At 66.3% G+C, this 19,389-nt stretch carries 22 protein-coding genes; 17 read left to right on the forward strand and 5 right to left on the reverse strand.

All coding sequences use genetic code 11. The features are described 5' to 3' along the window. Positions 1–138: 138 nt before the first annotated feature. The 8 genes from MU553_RS13020 to MU553_RS13055 all read left to right on the forward strand — a co-directional run bounded on the left by MU553_RS13020 (position 139) and on the right by MU553_RS13055 (position 8,550). Positions 139–1,854: a glutamate--tRNA ligase gene (locus MU553_RS13020; RefSeq protein WP_247378437.1), complete on the forward strand. Its 1,716-nt coding sequence runs from the start codon at positions 139–141 to the stop codon at positions 1,852–1,854. A gap of 51 nt (positions 1,855–1,905) precedes the next feature. After that, complete coding sequence (locus MU553_RS13025) at positions 1,906–2,523, forward strand: hypothetical protein (RefSeq protein WP_247378438.1); 618 nt, start codon at positions 1,906–1,908, stop codon at positions 2,521–2,523. Positions 2,524–2,596: 73 nt separating this feature from the next. Next, on the forward strand, positions 2,597–2,926 hold the full coding sequence (locus tag MU553_RS13030) for a 4Fe-4S dicluster domain-containing protein (protein WP_247378439.1): 330 nt from the start codon (positions 2,597–2,599) through the stop codon (positions 2,924–2,926). 148 nt (positions 2,927–3,074) lie between these two features. Continuing rightward, a complete protein-coding gene (locus MU553_RS13035) occupies positions 3,075–3,929 on the forward strand; it encodes an electron transfer flavoprotein subunit beta/FixA family protein (RefSeq protein WP_247378440.1) in 855 nt (284 codons plus the stop codon). Between the two features lie 2 nt (positions 3,930–3,931). After that, positions 3,932–5,605: an electron transfer flavoprotein subunit alpha/FixB family protein gene (locus tag MU553_RS13040; RefSeq protein WP_247378441.1), complete on the forward strand. Its 1,674-nt coding sequence runs from the start codon at positions 3,932–3,934 to the stop codon at positions 5,603–5,605. After that, positions 5,598–7,265 carry an FAD-dependent monooxygenase gene (locus MU553_RS13045; RefSeq protein ID WP_247378442.1) on the forward strand — a complete coding sequence of 556 codons (1,668 nt, stop codon included), beginning with the start codon at positions 5,598–5,600 and terminating at the stop codon, positions 7,263–7,265. The genes MU553_RS13040 and MU553_RS13045 overlap by 8 nt, the downstream gene beginning before the upstream one ends. 27 nt (positions 7,266–7,292) lie before the next feature. Further along, on the forward strand, positions 7,293–7,685 hold the full coding sequence (locus tag MU553_RS13050; protein ID WP_247378443.1) for a DUF8055 family protein: 393 nt from the start codon (positions 7,293–7,295) through the stop codon (positions 7,683–7,685). Positions 7,686–7,812: 127 nt separating this feature from the next. Next, a complete protein-coding gene (locus MU553_RS13055) occupies positions 7,813–8,550 on the forward strand; it encodes a GNAT family N-acetyltransferase (RefSeq protein WP_247378444.1) in 738 nt (245 codons plus the stop codon). On the opposite strand, the gene MU553_RS13060 is transcribed toward MU553_RS13055, so the two are convergent. From MU553_RS13060 to tmcA, 3 genes are read right to left on the reverse strand one after another with little or no spacing between them, the layout of a single operon-like run. Next, complete coding sequence (locus MU553_RS13060; RefSeq protein WP_247378445.1) at positions 8,551–8,715, reverse strand: DUF8014 family protein; 165 nt, start codon at positions 8,713–8,715, stop codon at positions 8,551–8,553. It abuts the gene before it with no gap. 37 nt (positions 8,716–8,752) lie between these two features. Next, complete coding sequence (locus tag MU553_RS13065) at positions 8,753–9,271, reverse strand: DUF456 domain-containing protein (RefSeq protein WP_247378446.1); 519 nt, start codon at positions 9,269–9,271, stop codon at positions 8,753–8,755. After that, entirely contained in the window at positions 9,268–11,502 is a 2,235-nt protein-coding gene (gene tmcA, locus MU553_RS13070) for a tRNA(Met) cytidine acetyltransferase TmcA (protein ID WP_247378447.1), read from the reverse strand. Before tmcA ends, MU553_RS13065 begins: the two co-directional genes overlap by 4 nt. Positions 11,503–11,531: 29 nt before the next feature. Between tmcA and MU553_RS13075 the strand changes: the two genes are divergently transcribed. From MU553_RS13075 to rbcL, 7 genes are all read left to right on the forward strand, one after another. After that, positions 11,532–12,626 (forward strand): NAD(P)H-dependent flavin oxidoreductase, encoded by a 1,095-nt coding sequence (locus MU553_RS13075; RefSeq protein WP_282594302.1) that lies wholly within the window; start codon positions 11,532–11,534, stop codon positions 12,624–12,626. A gap of 281 nt (positions 12,627–12,907) precedes the next feature. Next, on the forward strand, positions 12,908–13,270 hold the full coding sequence (gene rpl7ae, locus MU553_RS13080; RefSeq protein WP_247378449.1) for a 50S ribosomal protein L7Ae: 363 nt from the start codon (positions 12,908–12,910) through the stop codon (positions 13,268–13,270). Between the two features lie 9 nt (positions 13,271–13,279). After that, a complete protein-coding gene (locus tag MU553_RS13085; protein ID WP_247378450.1) occupies positions 13,280–13,510 on the forward strand; it encodes a 30S ribosomal protein S28e in 231 nt (76 codons plus the stop codon). Next, entirely contained in the window at positions 13,510–13,899 is a 390-nt protein-coding gene (locus MU553_RS13090; RefSeq protein WP_247378451.1) for a 50S ribosomal protein L24e, read from the forward strand. The genes MU553_RS13085 and MU553_RS13090 overlap by 1 nt, the downstream gene beginning before the upstream one ends. Continuing rightward, positions 13,896–14,366, forward strand: a complete 471-nt coding sequence (gene ndk / locus MU553_RS13095; protein WP_247378452.1) for a nucleoside-diphosphate kinase — start codon at positions 13,896–13,898, stop codon at positions 14,364–14,366. Before MU553_RS13090 ends, ndk begins: the two co-directional genes overlap by 4 nt. A 204-nt stretch (positions 14,367–14,570) precedes the next feature. Continuing rightward, on the forward strand, positions 14,571–14,975 hold the full coding sequence (locus MU553_RS13100) for a hypothetical protein (RefSeq protein WP_247378453.1): 405 nt from the start codon (positions 14,571–14,573) through the stop codon (positions 14,973–14,975). A gap of 42 nt (positions 14,976–15,017) precedes the next feature. After that, a complete protein-coding gene (gene rbcL / locus MU553_RS13105) occupies positions 15,018–16,271 on the forward strand; it encodes a type III ribulose-bisphosphate carboxylase (RefSeq protein WP_247378454.1) in 1,254 nt (417 codons plus the stop codon). A 12-nt stretch (positions 16,272–16,283) separates the two neighbouring features. On the opposite strand, the gene MU553_RS13110 is transcribed toward rbcL, so the two are convergent. Then, the gene (locus MU553_RS13110) at positions 16,284–17,177 is read right to left on the reverse strand and encodes an ATP-dependent ribose-1-phosphate kinase (protein ID WP_247378455.1); all 894 of its coding nucleotides are present in this window, start codon (positions 17,175–17,177) and stop codon (positions 16,284–16,286) included. A gap of 48 nt (positions 17,178–17,225) precedes the next feature. Next, on the reverse strand, positions 17,226–18,188 hold the full coding sequence (locus MU553_RS13115; protein WP_247378456.1) for a ribose 1,5-bisphosphate isomerase: 963 nt from the start codon (positions 18,186–18,188) through the stop codon (positions 17,226–17,228). A 122-nt stretch (positions 18,189–18,310) separates the two neighbouring features. Between MU553_RS13115 and MU553_RS13120 the strand changes: the two genes are divergently transcribed. Beyond that, positions 18,311–18,505 (forward strand): hypothetical protein, encoded by a 195-nt coding sequence (locus tag MU553_RS13120; RefSeq protein ID WP_247379050.1) that lies wholly within the window; start codon positions 18,311–18,313, stop codon positions 18,503–18,505. A gap of 135 nt (positions 18,506–18,640) precedes the next feature. Then, positions 18,641–19,387 (forward strand): GNAT family N-acetyltransferase, encoded by a 747-nt coding sequence (locus tag MU553_RS13125; protein WP_247378457.1) that lies wholly within the window; start codon positions 18,641–18,643, stop codon positions 19,385–19,387. The last annotated feature ends 2 nt before the right edge of the window (positions 19,388–19,389 follow it).

Raw genomic sequence — 19,389 nt, forward strand, 5'->3', positions numbered from 1 at the left:
GCGATTTTTCACGCGACGCGACCGCGAGGATTCGACCTGTAGAGCGGCGTTCGTTCGGAGACGAAACCCGTGTGAGTCAGTTGCGCGAGTCGGTCCGGAACGGCGGAGTTTTGGGGAGCGACGCGAAAGCGACTGCCAATGGACGACGAGCTTCGCGACAGCGTCAGGGAGGAAGCAGAGAAAAACGCCCTGTTCAACGCGCTCAAACACGAGAGCGATCCGCAGGTCGGGGCGATCATGGGACCGCTGATGGGCGAGAACCCGGAGTTCCGCGAACACGGGGACCAGATCGCCGGCGTCATCGCTCCGGTCGTCGAGGGAATCGCCGACATGTCCACCGAGGAGCGACGCGACCGCCTCGAAGAGCTCGACCCCGAACTGGTCGCGAAACTCGAGGCCGAAGACGAGGAAGACGACCAGGTGCTGCCGGACCTGCCCAACGCCGACGAGTACGAGACGATTCGGATGCGTGCGGCTCCGAATCCGAACGGGCCGTGGCACCTCGGCCACGCTCGCATGCCCTCGGTCATCGGGACGTACAAGGACCTCTACGACGGGGAGTTCATCGTCCGCTTCGACGACACCGACCCCGAGACGAAGCGACCGGATCTGGACGCGTACGACCAGATTCTCGACGCCATCGACTTCCTCGGGTTCGAGCCCGACGACGTCATCAAAGCGAGCGATCGGGTCGAGATCTACTACGACCACGCCCGCGAGTTGATCGAAAAGGGCGGCGCCTACACCTGTTCGTGCCCGCAGGGCGAGTTCTCGGACATGAAGAACTCGGGCGAAGCGTGCCCGCACCGGGACAAGGACCCCGAGACGAGTCGCGAGGAGTTCGAGGCGATGGTCGACGGCGAGTACGAGAGCGGCGAGATGGTCCTCCGCGTGAAGACCGACATCGAGCACAAGAACCCCGCGCTGCGGGACTGGGTGGCGTTCCGCATGATCGACACGCCGCACCCGCGCGAGGAAGCCGCCGAGTATCGGTGCTGGCCGATGCTGGACTTCCAGAGCGGCGTCGACGACCACCTCACCGGCGTCACGCACATCATCCGCGGCATCGACCTGCAGGACTCGGCCAAGCGCCAGCAGTTCGTCTACGACTACTTCGACTGGGAGTACCCGGAGGTCATCCACTGGGGCCACGTCCAGGTCGACGCCTACGACGTGAAGCTCTCGACGTCGACGCTCACGGAGAAGATCGATGCCGGCGAGATCGACGGCTGGGACGACCCGCGCGCCCCGACCATCGCCAGTCTCCGGCGGCGCGGCATCCGCGGCCAGGCCATCGTCGACGCGATGGTCGAACTCGGGACGTCGACCTCGAACGTCGACCTCGCGATGTCGGCCATCTACTCGAACAACCGGGACCTGATCGACGAGGAGACCGACCGTCGGTTCTTCGTTCGCGACGGCGAGCGCTTCGCCATCGAGGGCGGCCCGGACGCCGCGACGCCGCAGTTCCATCCGAACCACGAGGATCGCGGCACGCGCGACATTCCCGTCAGCGACGCCGTCCTGCTCGAGGAGGGCGACGTTCCCGCCGACGGCGAGCGCGTGTGGCTGAAAGGCTACGGCCCGGTCCGACGCTCCGGTGACGCACTCGAACACACCGACGACGACATCGACGTGGTACGAGCGGGCGACGTCGAGGTCGTCCACTGGGTCCCGGCCGACGAGAGTCGCCCGGTCCTGCTCCGGACGATGGAGGGCGACGTCGCGGGACACGCCGAACCGGGCATTACGGACTACGACGCAGACGACATGGTCCAGTTCGTCCGCGTCGGGTTCGCTCGCATCGACGCGCACGAGGACGACCGAACCGTGACCTACTACGCACACCCGTAGACCGGTCGAAACGAACCACAGACTCATTTTCTCGTCCTGCGTGCTCCGTACATGAACCGACGGACGTTCCTGGCGCTCAGTGCGAGCGGAACCGTCGGGTTCGCTGGCTGTGGCCGATACCAGGGGCCGTTGAACGTCTGGCCGAACCCGAGCGTCGTCGACCACTTTCGCGGCGACCCCCACGTCGAAACCATCGAACGCACGTTCGTTCTCGACGATGAACCGGATCGGTATCGAGCGGTCATCCGGAACGGCGGACACGGCGCAGCGGTACAGGTGGGACTGTACTGGGTGCCCGACACCAGTGTTTCGCCCAGCGGGTTGACTCGGACCGAACTGGCGTCAGCGGGGTTCACGAGGGCCGCGGCGAAAACGGTCCAGATACCGGCAGGCGAGCAGCGGGACGTCACGCTCCGAGGCAGGCAACCGACGAGCGCAAACAGCTATTACGTTTGGGTTCGAAATACGACGTACGGCGCGACGATCGCAAACGACGGTGGCACGGGACCCGTCGAGGCGAGGTTGCTCGACGCGACCGATCCGAGCGGGGCGCGGACGCTGGCAACGGAGACGGTGACGATCCCGGCGGAAGAGAGCCGGGACGTGTCGTTCCAGACGGCGGAAGAATTCGAATCGTTCAGGGTCGACGTTTCGACGACGGAAGGGTGATTCGCCGGACCGAACGCGTTCGGTCCGGTCAAATATTTAAGTACCTTGCCACGGAGATTACGGATAGGTACCAATGGCCATAGATCCAGAGTTCGAACAGAACCGCGAAGCGGTCGAGGAACACGACGGTCACCAGGTGTGGGGGCCGGTCGAGGAGCCCGAAACGCTCGGCATCCACGGCACGCACGTCGCCGTGGACTTCGACATCTGTCTCGCGGACGGCGCGTGTCTCGAAGACTGCCCGGTCGACGTGTTCGAGTGGGTAGACACGCCAGGTCACCCCGAGAGCGAAATCAAGGCGGACCCTGCCAACGAGGAACAGTGCATCGACTGCATGCTCTGCGTGGACGTCTGTCCGGTCGACGCAATCGACGTCGATCCCGGACGCGCTGGCCGCATTTGAGCATGTCTCTCTGGGTGGGATGTCGGTTTTCACCACGCCGTAGCAGCGGCAACCTGCGTGCCTGACCCCAAAAGCTGTAACACGTGAAAGACAAGCATCACATGGGACGGACTATGGTAGAGAGAGACAGCCAACCACATAGATAACTATGGACACAGTAGTTCTCACGAAAGGCGTTCCCGACTTCAGGGAGGGACAGGTATCGTTCGACGAAGACGGTCACCTCGAACGGGGGAAGACACCGACGGTGATGAACCCCAACGACAAGCACGCGCTCCGGGCCGCGCTCCAGACGAAAGTCCGTCACGGGGGGACGGTCAACCTCATGAGCATGGGGCCGCCCGGGTACAAGGAAGTCCTCCAGGAGGGGATGCGGGACGTCTACGCGGACGACCTGTATCTACTCTCCGACAGGGAGATGGGAGCGGCGGACACCTGGGCGACGGCGATGACGCTCGCGACGGGCCTGCAGAACCTCGAACAGGAACCGGACGTCGTGTTCGCCGGGTTCAAGACGGCCGACGGGGAGACCGGCCACACCGGGCCACAGGCCGAGTGGTGTATGGACTGGCCGCTCGTGACTCACGTCATCGCTCTCGACATCGACGAGGAGGAGGGAGTGTTGCGCGCCAAGCGGCTCGTCGAAGGTGACGTCAAAGAGATCGAGACGGTCGAGGCACCGCTCCCGTGTTTCGTCGTCGCCGATCCCGACTTCGAGCCGACGTATCGCAAAGCCGAGCACCGACTCCGGTACAAGGACCTCCGCGAAGAGACCCAAGAACGCGCCGAGGAGTACGAGGATTACCTGACGGTCTGGGACCACGAGGACCTCAATCTCGACCCGGACTACATCGGACTGGACGGCTCGCCGACCATCGTGGCCGGCGTCGACCCGATTCCGAAAGCCCCCTCAGAGCGGGAGGCGACGATGATCGACCCCAGCGACGAGGACGGAATGGCGTCAGTGTTCGAGGAAATGCAACCCTATGCGAGTGGTGACTGACCATGCCAGCAATCGACCCAACCGACCACGAGATCGCAGACCTCGGGCCGAAGATCAAGGACGTCGACGACGTCGAGGAACTCGAGGAGATGCTCGCCCTCGAAGAAGAGGGCGAAGACCGGGCGCCGGTGAAGCAACTGATCGAGAGTCGCATCGAGAAACTCTCGGGCGAAGACGAGGCGGTAGACCCGAGCGAGGTCGATCTCTCGGAACAGACCGTCGCCGACATCGCCAATCTGGTGCGCGACGTCGACGACGCCGACGTCCTGCGCGACATGCTCGAACGCGAGGAAGCGGGCAAGGACCGCTCGTCGGCGAAAGAACAGATCGAGAGCCGAATCGAGTCCGTCGAGGGCAGCGAAGACGAGGGCGAGGGTGAGGAACTGGAGTACGTTCCGCCCGAGGAGAAGCATCCGGAACTCGACCACCCCACCGCGGACAAACAGTGGGTCCACGCCATCGAGGACGGCGTCTACGAGGACATGTGGGTGTACTGCGAGACCCAGCAGGGCGACCTCATCGACGTGTCCAAGGAGATGCTCGGGAAGGCCCGGGATCTGATGGACCAGTACAACGACGACTACGACGCCGACGAGAACGTCGTCGCCGTACTGATCGGCGACTCCGTCGAGGAGCTGGCCGAGGAGTGTATCGCCTACGGCGCAGACGTCGTGGTGTACCTCGAAGACGACCGCCTGGAGCGGTTCCGCCACAAGTCCTACACCGAGATCTTCTGCGACATGGCGCGCGGTGCGGGCCATCCGTACGGTCGCGACGACCGAGAAGCGGAAGACTGGCGCGACTACGACGAGCCGCGCTACACGGTCTTCCCCGCGACGAACAACGGGCGCGACCTCTCGGCGCTGGTGCAGGGCGAACTCGACTCGGGTCTGGCCAGCGACTGTTCGGACCTGTTCATCGAGGAGGCGATGATCTCGAACCCGGCCAAGACGGGGAAACCCGGCGACAAGAAGGAGTTCGAGCGCATCCTGCACATGAAGCGCCCGGACTTCTCCGGGTTCGAGTACTCGACGATCCTCTGTATCGACAAGCCGTTCCGCGAGTTCCATCCGCAGGGCGCGTCGGTGATCCCGGGGAGTTTCGATCTGCCCGACCCCGACGCCGAGCGCGAGGGCGAGATCGTCGAACACGAGATGCCGCTCGACGACGACTGGTTCCGCGTCGACGTGACCGACTACGACCAGCTCGACAGCGGCGTCGACCTGTCGGGGAACGACGTCATCGTCGCGCTCGGCCGCGGGATCGGCGACGACCCGACGAAAGGCATCGAACTGGGCCTCGATCTGGTCGACCAGTTCGAGGAGGCCGACCTCGGCCTCTCGCGCGGGGTCATCACGGCGTCGTATCAGTTCGCCGGCCACGTCGAGCAGTACGTCGCCATGGACCGCCAGATCGGCGAGTCCGGACAGGTCGTCGAACCCGACGTGTACATCGCAGCCGGCATCTCCGGTGCGGTCCAGCACAAGGTCGGGATGGACGAGTCCGACACGATCATCGCGATCAACACCGACTCGGACGCCGACATCGTGGACTTCTCGGATTACTTCATCGAGGGCGACCTGTTCGACGTGCTGCCAGAACTGATCGAATCGCTGGAGAAAGGGGAACTGGACGTGAAAGCAATCGCGGACGGGCGGGGTGAGTCAGATGACTGACGAGTACGAACACTACGAAGCGATCGTCGTCGGGGCCGGTCCCGGCGGCGCAGCAGCAGCGGCAGCGCTCGCGAACAACGGCGTCGAGACGCTCGTCTTAGAGCGCGGGGTGGAAGCCGGCTCGAAGAACGTCTCCGGCGGGCTCATCTACGCGGAGGAGTCCGCGCCGTACACCATCGACGGCCTGTTCCCGGACTTCCGTGAGGAGGCGACCGAACGGCCCGCCGACGAGTACTACCTCCACAACGTCGCCGGCGACAAGGTCAAGACCGTGGACATGACGGACCTCCACCACACGGACACCGAGTGGTGCGATTCGGTCCTGCGCCGCCGGATGGACGGCTGGCTCGAAGACCGCGTCCACGAGAAGACGCGCGAGACCGGCGGTGGCCTCCTGACGGGGGTTCGAGTCAACGGGCTCCTGCGGGAGGCCGGCGAAATCGTCGGCGTCACGTTAGACGAACTCGATCCGATCAAAGCCGACGTCATCATCGCGGCCGACGGCGTCAACTCCGAACTCGCCAGGGACGCCGGCCTGATGGACTGGGACGAACCCGAAGAGTGGTTCCAGGGCGTCAAGGCCATCGTCGACATGCCCGACGGCGCCATCGAAGACCGGTTCGGAATCAGCGAGGACGAGGGCGAGGCCCACCTGTTCTCGGGCGACCTGTTCGAGGGCGTTCGCGGCGGTGGGCTCCTGTACACGAACGAGGACACCCTCTCGATCGGGACGGTCTTCCACCTCGACTCGCTCGTCGCCGAGCAGGCCGAACCCCACGAACTGCTGGACGCGCTGCTGACCCATCCGCTGCTCGCGCAGTGGCTCGGCGACGACTACGACGAGGTCGAGTACGGCGCGAAACTCGTCCCCGACTCGAAGAAGGTCGCCCATCCCTCGCCCCACAAGGGCCGATTGCTGCTCGTCGGCGACGCCGCCGGGCAGATGCAGGCCCAGGGTCCCATCATCAAGGGGATGAACCACGCCGTGACGGCCGGCGCGCTCGCCGCGGAGGCGTTCTCGGAGGCGCAAGCACGGGGCGACGAATCCAACGCCGGAGCGCTGTACGAGCAGAAGCTCAACACCGAGGGCGTCATGGACAAGCTCCGACCGCCGCAGTACCAGCTCTCGAGCGCCATCGCGGAGAACGAGCGCGTCACGTCCCTGGGCGAACGCGTCGTGAAGTCGCCGCTCGGCAGCGTCGGCATGCAGGTCGCCGAGATGACCGGCGTCCTCGAGTGGGGCTTCAACTCCCCGTTCGTGATGTCGATCATGCCGGACACGAAGCTCCCGTACGTGACGATTCCGACGGTGCTCGGAGAGAAGCTCGGGGACCGGATCACCGACGAGAACACCATCGAGACGCCGGACCTCGCCGATCGGATCGGCGACCTGACCTACGACGTGGGCGATCCGCACATCGAACTCGTCGACAACTCCTTCGCCGCGAGCGGGGACGCCGTGACGGCGTGTCCGGTGAGCGCCAAGGACTTCGGTGGCGGCTGTTACCGCGACGAGAAGGTCAAGACCAACGGCAGCGAAGAACACCTCGTCAGCCTCGACACGCAGCCCTGCGTGGAGTGTGGCACCTGCGCCATCGTCGCCGACACCCACTGGGAGCATCCCTCCGGTGGCAAAGGCGTCGAGTACAAGCAGGGCTGACGCAACGCGGTCGACACCAGGAATCACATGAGCGAAACCCCCTCGGCGTACGCCGACCGCATCCGTTCGCTGGCCCAGCAGTACCGGTCGGACCGGGCCGACTTCGAGCCGCCGGCCGATCCCCCCGCCCAAGAGCGGGCCATGGAGTACCTGCGCGAGGGGCTGGGTCCCACAGTGATGGTGTACGTCGACGCCCGCGCCAACGACTGGGGCGTCGAGTTCGCGGAGTGGGAGTTCGAACGACTCCACGAGACGCTTAACGGGTACCTCGAACTGTACACCCGCTGTTACGGCGTCGAGCACGACGCCGACTACACGGTCCGGAACGCCGCCGAGTTGCTCATCGACACGCACAACATCAAGGACGTCGCCGCGATGCTGACGCACGTCCCGGGCCGACCGGCACCAGCCGACGACTGACCCGCAGACCGGTTTTTCTCCCACGAAGGAAGTCCCCTATCCGGGAGCGAGCCGCTTCCCCGCCTACTGGTCGGTCCGTCTTCGAATCGCATCAACAGTTAAGTATCGTCAGATGGTAACGAGTGTCATGGAGCTTACCGAGCAGCTCGAGTTCGGGCACCGGGGTCGCAAGGACATCTACGACTACGTCGAGAGACACGGCAAGGTAGACCCGGACGGGACCCGGGAGGCCCTGCACATGGAGCCCCGCGAGTTCGGGCATCACGTGGCGATCCTCCGGCGCGACGGCGTGCTGGAGGAAACCGACGCCGGTCAGCTCCAGATTGCCTACGACGAGGCGGCCGAAGAGGAGTACCAGGAAGACGAGATCGAATACACGATTCGACAGGCTCGTCAGGAAGACATCAGTGGCCTGGTCGGCGTGATGCGGTCGGTCGTCGGCGACGGTTCGTACGTCATCGCGGAGAACATCGCGGACATGATCGACCACGAAGAGGTCCTGCTCCGGCACAACGAACTGGAGTCGCGGATGTTCTTCGTCGCCTGCGTGGACAGCGAGGTCGTCGGGTGGGTCCACCTGAATCACCCGGAGATCGAGAAGCTACGGCACACGGCGGAACTGACCGTCGGCGTGCTGGACGAGTACCGCCAGCACGGCATCGGGAGCCATCTCCTCCAGCGCGGTCTGGAGTGGGCGAACGCTCACGGCTACGAGAAAATCTACAACAGCGTCCCCTCGACGAACGAGAGCGCCATCGAGTTCCTGAAAGCACACGACTGGCACGAGGAAGCGCGTCGCCAGGACCACTACAAGATGGGCGGCGACTACGTCGACGAAGTGATGATGGAGATCGACCTGGAGTAGTCAGGGCAACTCCTCGTCGGCTTCCTCGAGCGGATCGGCAACGACCCCGTCTTTTTGCGACCAGCCCCGCGCGTGCCCCAGGCACACCTCCCGGTTCTCGGCCCACGGAATGTGTAGCATCACGGCCGCGCGTTCCTCACACCCCTCCTCGGTACAACTGACCATGTCCTAACTTCAGCGTCGCCGGTAAGGTGTTTTTCCCTCAGACGAACACGGCCAGCAGGAAGCCGAGGAAAAACAGCGCGGTCAACAGGACCTGGGCCACGGTCGACGCGAGCATCCCGATGGTCGTGTAGATCGCGGTTCGACCGCTCGCCTGTGGGTCTCCGGTCCGACTGAACTCGGCGAGGAAGACGACGCCAGTGACGCCCAGGAGAATACCGACCGGGCCGGCGACGAAAAAGAGTAGGAGCCCGACCAGCCCCGCGGCTGTCGCCGTCCTCGTCGACGCGCCGCCGACCTTCGCCGAGACGGCGCCGCCGAACCAGTCGAGCACGACGACCAGGAGCGCGAGCGAGGTCAATACCACGAGCACGAGCAGTGACGGATCGGAATAGCCGGTGTGCCACCAGTACAGGAACAGTCCCGAGAGCGAGAGCAGTGCGCCGGGGAGCAGCGGCACCGCGCTGCCAACCACGCCGAGCAGCGCCACTCCGAGTGCGACCCAGGTCAGCAGGTCTTTCCCGAGCACCGAGGCGAGCGGAACGACCGCGTCCATCATCGGTAGCGATCCACCTCCTCGTGAGCCACAGCGGTCCCGAACTCGTCGACGAGCGGTTCGAGCGCGTCACCGAGGGCGCGCATACACTGAGCGGTCGAGTGGAATTCCAGCGCGTCGGCAACGTCGTCCCACTGACGACTCTGCAGCGTCTTCAACACCAGGAGCCGTTCCTGGCGCTCGGACAGCGTCGAGGAATCGGACGCGAAGTACGTCACGGCGAGCCGGCGGTACGCGTCGGGGGCCATGTCGAACAGGCCGGGACCGATCGCGGCGCTTGCGACGTGGCGCCACTCCCACTCGGCGAGGTCGGGGTCGTACTCCCTGTCGACTGCCGAGAGCGTCGCCCGGACGACGTCCGGATCTGCGTCGGAGAGGGGATCGGCGAGGACGCCGCCGATGCGAGCGAGGAACTGCTCCGTGTGCCGATCGCAGAGGGCGCGGCCCGCGTCGCTCGTCGGGTCGAGCATGAGTGCGGAGTACTCGCCGCTGGTGTCGTTGCGGGTCGTCGAGAGGTGGACCGGCGTGTAGCCGTTCGCCGCCCAGAACCGGACGAGCGACGGTGTCGCGCCGTAGCCGACGCCCAGCCAGTCCACGTCGTCGGCGAACTCCTCGCGAACCGCGCCGAGCAGGGCCGACCCGAGCCCGCGCGAGCGGACGGCGTGATGCGTGGCGATCCGGAGGACGCGCAGCCCCACGGGACTGCCAGCGGACTCGTCGCGGAGTTGCGTGGTGAGCACGTCCGGCAGCATGTTCCCGCGAATGCGACCGCCGTCGTACATCTCCGCGCGCGTCTCGGCAGACAGGTCGCCCTCTCGCGCCAGGAGCGCGACCGAGACGACGTGTCCGTCGAACAGGAGTGCCCGGACAGTGACGTTCGGGGCGTCGAGGAGTCGTGCGAGGTCGTCGGGTTCGGTCCGGTAGTGGGCCAGGACGAGCAACCCGAACACCTCCCCGAGCAGTTGCTCGTCTGCCAGGAGGTCGGCAGTGGTGAGGTCGGCGTACTCGACGGCGTCGGGAGTCGCGGATTCGACGACCTGTGCGACCGCCGGGCGGGCATCGAGCAGGAGTGCGCGGAACGCCCAGACTTCGACGGGGTCGCCGCCGGCGTATCTGATCGGCTCGTCGAGCGTGATCTCGGTCACCTCGTGGTCGCTCTCGTCGAGCCTGTCCCGGAACCGGACCGAGAATCCGCGACCCGCCCCTTCGTAGCCGTGGATGGTCGTCGTGAACGCGACGGCCGGCGCGGCGAGGAACGATTCGAGAACCCGGACGGGTAGCGCGGCCGCCTCGTCGACGACGACGACGTCGGGATCGTCCGGGAGAGTGACCGCGTCCGTCGCTCGCAGGAATCGGACTCGCCCATCGTCGGTTCTGAGGTCACGAGGGGCAGCCTCGTCTGGCACGTCGATCCCCTCGGCCTCGAATCGTTCGCGTGCACGGGCGAATACCTCTGCCGCGTTGCGGTACTGGGGCGCCGTCACGAGCACGTCGCGGCCGTCGAGTGCCAGCGCTGCCGCGGCCAGCCCTGCAGCGCTCGATTTGCCGCGGCCGCGGTCGGCCTCCACGACGAGCGCATGTCCGTCGTCGCGAAGTCGCTCGAACGCCTGCACGGCCGCGACCTGGTCGTCGGTCACGCACGCGTCGAACACGTCCTCTGGGAAATGAGTCGCTGCCGGCCGTGAGATCGCCCCACTGTCCGGTCGCCAGCGCGGGGCCGGGTTCGTCAGCCCGTCGCGGACGACCGTCCGCTCGTCGGCGTCGACGACCGCGATCCCAGGGTGGACGCGGAGCGTCTCGACGAGTCGCGAGCGGAAGTTGCCGGCCACGTCCTCGATCGTCGCCGGTGGGACCGCCAGCGTCTCGTCGAACTCGTCGCGGTGTCGCGGCCACTCGTCGAGCGGCGGCGCGAGCAAGACCAGGAGACCGCCGCCGTCGACGGCGCCGACGGCCCGGCCGAGCGCGTTCGGTCGGCAAGCGCCGTGGAGGTCGAGCACGATAGCCGCCTGCGTTCGACCCAGGAGGTCGCTGGACTGGCTCACTGAGAGGCGCTCACAGGGAAGAATCCGCTCCGGGCCGACGACGGTGGACTCGGCCACCGGGACGTCGGCAGCGTCGATCGCGTCGGCGACGGCTCCACGAGTGGTAGCCGGTGAACCGGTGAGCACCAGCAGCCGACGTTCGTTCGTCGCCTGCGCCTCGCTGCGGAGCGCAGCGACGACCTCCTCCAACATACTCGGCCAGTGGCCGTCCGGCCCTTTGGATGTGCCGGTCGCTCAGAGGCGGCATCTCCCCGCGTTTTTTGCCCGTGAGCCGCGTGCAGCCAGCTATGCCCACCCTCCACACGCCACTTTGTGCGGCGGTCGGTATCGACTATCCGATCGTCCAGGCACCGATCGGGAGCGTCTCCTGTCCCGAACTCGCCGCCGCCGTCTCCGACGCCGGCGGCCTCGGGATGCTCGCGGTCACCTGGCGAGATCTCGACGAGACGCGGACAGTCATCGAGGAAACCCAGGCAGCCACTGACGCCCCTTTCGGCGTCAATCTCGTGTTGGACCCGGAAGCACGTCAGCGGCCGACGGCGGACCACCTGGACGCGTGTCTCGACGCGGGCGTCGAAATCGTGTCGTTCGCGTTCGGCGACGGCTCGGCGTACGTCGACCGGGTCCACGACGCCGGCAGGCTCGTGATGCAGACCGTCGGGTCCGTCGCCGAAGCCGAGACGGCGATCGACGCAGGCGTCGACGTACTGGTCGCCCAGGGGTGGGAAGCCGGCGGGCACGTCCAGAGCGACGTCGCGACGATGCCGCTGGTCCCGCAGATCGCAGACGCAGCGGCCGAGGACGACGTTCCGGTCGTCGCAGCGGGCGGTATCGCCGACGGACGCGGCGTAGCCGCAGCGCTCGCACTCGGCGCGGACGGCGCCTGGCTGGGCACGCGCTTCGTCGCCGCCGAGGAAGCGGCCGCCCACCAGGAGTACAAGCGCAGCGTCGGCCAGGCCCCGTCCGAAGCCACCGTTCACTCACAGCTGTTCGACAAGGGGTGGCCCGGGACCGACCACAGGACGCTACGCAACAGTACGGTCGAGGACTGGATCGCGGCCGGGAAACCACCGGCAGGGGATCGGCCCGGCGAGGACGAGACGGTCGCGAGCGACGCGGCTGGCAATCCCGTCGAGCGCTACGGCGACGATCCGCCGCTTCCGGACATGGAGGGGAACGTCGAGGCGCTCCCGATGTACGCGGGTCAGAGCGCGGGACTGGCGACTGACGTGCTCCCCGCTGATGAGATCGTGTCGACGCTCGTCGACGAAGCCCGTGAGGCAGCCCACACGCTGGGCGAGCGAACGAGTGGATAGGCGGAGACAGTGGGGACCACTCGCGACCCGATGGTCCCCAGGCATGTGCGGAGTTCTGACACGCCCTTTTCGGCATCGAAAGCGCTTTTAGCAGGGCATGGTTCAATGACGGATACAGCCTGCGCGGGGTTGATGATGCTCCTAGCCTCTTAGGACTACATCGGGCCGGCTGTAACTCAGCACCGGATGCAGCCGACTCCTGTCGGCGGCAACCGAGACCGGGTTACAGCCGGCCCTCCAGGCGGGGGAGCGCGAGCCCACGCGCGGGAGGTGAACAACCAATGCCAGTATACGTTGATTTCGATGTCCCAGCGGATCTCGCTGAGGACGCCCTCGAGACACTCGAGGTAGCACGAGACACGGGTAGTGTAAAGAAAGGAACGAACGAGACGACCAAAGCAGTCGAACGCGGGAACGCAGATCTCGTTTTCGTCGCGGAGGACGTTCAGCCGGAGGAGATCGTGATGCACCTCCCCGAGCTGGCCGACGAGAAAGAGGTTCCGTACCTCTTCGTCGAGTCCCAGACTGACGTCGGTCACGCCGCCGGTCTTGAAGTCGGCAGCGCCGCTGCAGCCATCGTCGATGCGGGCGAGGCGAGCGGCGACGTCGACGACATCGCCGAGAAACTCGAGGACCTCCAGTAGGTGGTTTAGATGAGTGCAGAGGAATCTGAAGGCGACGGCGGTTCGACGCCCGCGGAGGTCATCGAAGTCGTCGGCACGACCGGGATGCATGGCGAGGCCATGCAGGTCAAGTGTCGAATCCGCGAAGGCGAGAATCAGGGGCGTATCATCACGCGGAACGTCCTCGGGCCAGTCCGCGAGGGCGACGTGCTGCAGCTCCGCGAGACTGCCCGTGAGGCAGACCAGATCGGAGGACAATAATGCCACGAACGCGCGAGTGTGACTACTGCGGGGACGACATCGAGCCCGGAACGGGCACGCTGCTCGTCCTCAACGACGGATCGACCGTCGATTACTGCTCCTCGAAGTGCGAGAAGAACGCGGACCTCGGTCGCGAACCGCGCGACGTCGAGTGGACCGAGTCCGGCCAGGCCGCCGGTGGCCAGACCGTCGAGAGCGAGGAGCCAGCCGAATCGGAACCGGAAGAGACCGAGGAAGCGGACGAATCCGAAGCCGCACCCGACCTCGAAGAGGCCGAGGAGGCCACCGAGGACGAAGCGGACGCTGCGGAGGCCGACGACGAGGCCGAGGAAGCGGACGCCGACGAGGGTGACGCCGAGGACGAGGACGAAGAGGAGGCTGAGGCGTGAGCAACGACGAGCGGACGTTCGTCATGGCTAAGCCCGACGCCGTTCAGCGCGGCCTCGTCGGGACGATCATCAGCCGCCTGGAAGAACGCGGTCTGAAGCTGGCCGGCGCGAAGTTCATGCAGATCGACGAGGAACTCGCCAACCAGCACTACGCGGAACATCAGGACAAGCCGTTCTTCGACGAACTCGTCGCGTTCATCACGTCCGGACCCGTCATGGCGATGGTCTGGGAAGGTGCCGACGCGACGCGGCAGGTCCGCCAGATGATGGGCGCGACCGACCCCAAAGAGGCCCAGCCGGGCACCATCCGCGGTGACTTCGGTCTGGACCTCGGCCAGAACATCATCCACGGCTCCGACCACGAGGACCCCGGTGCCAACGAGCGCGAGATCGACCTGTTCTTCGACGAAGAGGAACTCGTCGACTACGAGCGCTCCGACGAACCCTGGGTCTACGAGGACGCGTAAGCCGCCGACGCGCGACCGCTGTTCGTGTCGCGCGCGGCGTCGTCCGAACGCGGACCCGTACTCACGAACCTGCGATTTTCATTTTTTCGTCGTCCAGCACCACGACTGCAGCCTCGGCTGGGTCCGACATCGCCGCGTGCTCCCCGTCGTCCTTCCCGAGCGACGGGTCGGAAGGTATATGCAAATCGAATGGGGAGCAGAGGTATGACCTGGCGGCCAGGGCGTCGGTTCCGCGACGACGACCGCGGAAAGATCGTGTTGCAAGTGCCGCTCGGCGCGGAGACGCTGTTCTCGTCGCTCGTCGCTGCGGTGGTGGGCCTCCCACTCGTCGCCGCGCTCGCCGGCTCGATCTCCCGGCGCGAGCACGCGTTCAAGTACGTCTACACCGGAGCGGCAGCGCTCGTGGCGGTGTTCACGCTCACCGGGACGATGCAGTTCGCCCCTCACTGGACGATCGCTGGAATCCTCGCGGTCCTCACCGCGATCGCGGGGCACGTCTGGCAGTTCCGCCACGACAGACTCGGGTTCGTCATCGTCGGCCTGATTTACCTCACGCCCGTGTTGCTGGCGTACGTCCTCCTCTTCCAGGTCGTCGGGGCCGTCCTGTAATCGCCTCCGAGTTTTATACGACGCGCCCACCAAGGAGAGGGTATGCCCGGCATCACCTACGAGGACTTTCTCGACCTGGCGTACGACCCCGCCGCCGACGAACTCGTCTGTGAGTTCGCCATCGAGCCGGCAACGGACATGGACATGGAAGCGGCCGCCAGCCGCGTCGCCTCCGAGAGTTCGAACGGCACCTGGGCGGAGCTCCAGGTCGAAGGCTCGATCACCGACCTGTCGGCGACGGCCTGTGCTATCGACGAGGAGCGCGGCCGGATCACCGTCGCGTACCCGGACGAACTGTTCGAACACGGCAACATGGCGCAGGTGCTCTCCTGCATCGCGGGGAACATCATGGGGATGAAAGCGGTCGAGCGGATTCGCCTGCTCGACTGCGACTGGCCCGAGCCGCTGGCCACGTCGTTCCCCGGTCCCCAGTTCGGAACGAACGTCCGCCAGGACATCTTCGATGCCGGCGACCGGCCGATCACGGCGACGGTCCCCAAGCCGAAGGTCGGCCTCTCGACCGAGCAGCACGTCACCGTCGGCGAGGAGGCCTGGACCGGCGGCCTCGACCTGCTCAAAGACGACGAGAACCTCACCGACCAGGAGTTCAATCCCTTCGCCGACCGCCTCACGGAGAGTCTGGCCGCCCGCGACCGCGCCGAGGAGGAGACGGGTGAGACCAAATCCTACCTCGTGAACGTGACGGCCGACACCCGACGGATGCTCGAACGGGTCGACATGGCCGCGGAACACGGCTGCGAGTACGTGATGGTCGACGTCATCACGACCGGCTGGGCGGCCGTCCAGCGCGTCCGCGAGCGCTGTGAGAAGCACGGGCTCGCGATCCACGCCCACCGCGCCATGCACGCGGCCTTCGACCGTATCCCCACCCACGGCGTGTCCATGCGCGTCCTGGCACAGATCGGTCGGCTCTGTGGCGTCGATCAACTCCACACCGGCACCGCAGACCTTGGAAAGCTCGAAAACGAAGACACCGTAGGCATCAACGAGTGGCTCTACAGCGATCTCTACGGGATGAACGACGTGCTCCCGATGGCCTCCGGTGGGTTGCACCCCGGCCTGGTCCCGGAACTCGTCGACCGCGTCGGGACCAACATCGGCGTCCAGGCCGGTGGCGGCGTTCACGGGCACCCCGACGGAACGCACGCCGGCGCGAAAGCGCTCCGGGCAGCCGTCGACGCGGCCACTGCCGGTCAGGACATCCACGAGAAGGCCAAGGCGGTGCCCGAACTGGCGACCGCGCTCGAGAAGTGGGGCACGGAGACGCCGCGATAACCCGGTCCAGCGCTATCGGTCTGCAAGCGTCGACTCGACGCGCTCCCAGGAGAGATCGGTGCGCGCCCCGCACTCACTGGCAGCAAGTGCGCCACAGGCGTTCGCGACAGCCAGCGCGCGCTCGTAATCAGGGCGTGTCGGCGTCTCGTCGTCCAGCATCGACGCGATGAAGCCGCCGGCGAAGGCGTCACCGGCACCAGTCGTGTCGACGGCGTCGACCGGGAAGCCGTCGTGATTGGCGTACTCGCCGTCGGGCGTCAGCACTTCCGCGCCGTCGCCGCCGTGTTTGATCGCGATCACCCTGGCGAGGTCTTCGATCGGTCCGAAGTGCTCCTCGATAGCCGTCGTCGCTTCGCGTTTGTTCAGGAAGACGAGATCGGCGAGCGACAGGGTCTCGGCGTAATTGCGAGCGTGGATTCGTCGGCCGGGATCGAAGCTGACGGAGAGGCCGGCCTCGCTGGCGCGTGCTGCGAGCGACGCTGCGGTCTCGGGGTCCTGACTCGTGAGGTGGAGGTGGTCAGCGGCGGCGAGCGCGTCGTCGGAGAGGTCGGTCGCGTCGAAGGACTCGTTCGCGCCGTCGTTGCCGAGCACCATGAGTTCGCCGTCAGTGTCGACGACGAGGTACTTGACGGCCGTCTCGCCCTCGACGGTCACCAGCGGCGCGCAGTCGACGCCGGCCTCGGAGAGCGCTCGTCTCGCGAGATGACCGTTCTCGTCGGTCCCGACGCTCCCGAGCAGCGCCGTCGGGACGTCCAGCGCGGCCAGCGCGCAGGCGACGTTCGAGGCGCTCCCGCCGCCCGACTGCTGTTGCTCCGTGATGGACGCTTCGCCGTCGGCGGCCGGGAGGTGGTCCACGCGGAGGGTCACGTCCCAGTTGACGTGGCCGGCACAGATGACACGAGCCACAACTGGTTCAATTCGGGAGACGGAGGTAAATAGTTCGCCCCCACGCCGTCAGAAATCGTCGGTCTCCCAGGGGTCATCAGTTCCCTCACCGAACATATCGCGCATCAACGTCACGATGCTCTCCGGTGGGAACTGGCCGCGCTCGGTGACGATGGCGTCCATGTAGCGGGGTGGCGTCACGTCGAACGCCGGGTTCAACACCTCCAGCTCGCCGACGTCCGAACGGTCCTGCTCGCTGATGACTTCGCTCTCGTCGCGCATCTCGATTTCCACTGTGTGGCCGGTCAGCGTGGCCGGATGGAGCTTGATCGTCTGCGCGGCGGTCATGATGGGGACACCACGCTCGCGGGCCAGCACGGCGAGCCCGCTCGTCCCGATCTTGTTGATGACGGAGCCGTCGGCAGCGATCGAGTCTGCACCGACCAGCACGTGGTCGGCCTCGTCGAGATACCGGCGGGCGGCGCTGTCGACGACGAGCGTCACCGGCACGTCCATCTCGCGGAGCGCGGCGGCGGTGATGTGTCCCTGGTTGCGCGGCCGCGTCTCCTTGACGATGGCCGACAGCTCTTTGCCCTGCTCGACTGCGGCTTCGACGCAGGCCAGCGCGTCCGTCGAGTGACAGTGGGTCATAACGGTGTCGCCGTCGCGGAGTCGGTTCGCGCCGATCCGGCCCAGGTCGTCCTGTGCACGTTCCAGTTGTGAGCGGAAGCGGTCGGCGGCGGCGACGGCCGAGGCCCGCAACTGTTCGACCGACTCGCCGTCCATCTGCCGGAAGACGAACCGGAGCGCGTTCGGGAGACTGACGGCGGTCGGACGCGTGTCGTGGAGTGTCTGCGCGGCCGCGCGCATCTCGGCCACGAACGCTGCCGGCGACTCCGCGTCGCTGGCTTCCGCCTGCGTCGCCAGGGCGTCGACGACGGCACGTGCGATCGTCGCCGCCCCCCGCGTCTCCATCGTCGCGATGTCCTCGGCGACCGCGTCGACCTCCTGATGTACGTCCTGACTGCCCATGCCGCTGTGGTAGTCGGTCCCGCGACAAAAGCGGCGGGGCTCGATGCTCCGTGAAGGACAGTTTAGCTATCGCCCGATCCCGGAGGAACGAATGGCTACGCTGACGGCCGGCCCCGTGCTCGTTGGCTCCACCGGACATCGTCTTCCTGTTCGCGGCCAGTACGGCGCTCATGTCGCCGGTCGGCTACCAGACCAACCTGTTCGTCTACGGCCCCGGTCAGTACGAGTTCCGCGACTTCGTCCGCGTTGGTCGCCTCATACAGTTACTCCTCGCGGTCGTGACGACCGTCGGCATCGTTGCCTTCTGGGGACTCTGAAGACGGGACGAGCACACCGACTCCCACGGTCTCAGCCCGGGCGACGACTGTCTCAGGTCGGCGGGCACGGGTCGGGATTCCCAGTCACCGAGAGTTCGCCGACCGGTATTTAACTGTCGAGAGAGACCGTGTCGTATGGAGATCCGCGAAGCGACGGCGGCGGACGCGGGCGACGTCAGGCGAATCGTCCGGCGTTCACTGACCGAATCGTACGGCGACATCATCGACGAGGAGACGAGAGACGCGGCCGTCGACGGGTGGTACGGCGACGACGCCGTCGAGAGCCTGTGTCACGACCTCGACGTCCTCCTGCTGGTCGCCGAGGTCGAGGACGACCTCGCCGGGTTCGCCCAGAGCGAACTCGTCGACCACCGCACGACGGTCGGCGAAATCCAGTGGCTGCACGTCGATCCGGCGTATCGCGGCCAGGGCGTCGCCGAACGGTTGTTCGAGGAGACGGTTTCGGAGCTCAGCGACGAGGGCGCCGAGCATCACGAGGGGCTCGTCCTCGCTTCCCACGACGCCGGCAACGCGTTCTACACCGAGCGCGGATTCGAACTGGTCGACACGCGATCGGTCGAAATCGCCGGCGAAACGTACACCGAGAACGTCTACAGCGACATCGAGCCGGCCGAAAACGTCGTCCAGCCGGAGACGACCGCAGACGGGAAGACGCTGTACGTCGATTACAGCGAACGGGCTCGCGGGAGCAAGGGACCGTTCTACGCGGCCTACACGTCGCGGGACTGCGAGTCGCGATACGGCTGGTTCTGCGCGAACTGCGCCTCGTTCGACACGGCCATGGACCCGATGGGGCGCATCGTGTGCAACGAGTGTGACAACCAGCGCAAAGCGACGCGGTGGGACGCGGCCCACATCTGAGA

This window comes from Halorientalis brevis, from assembly GCF_023077655.1.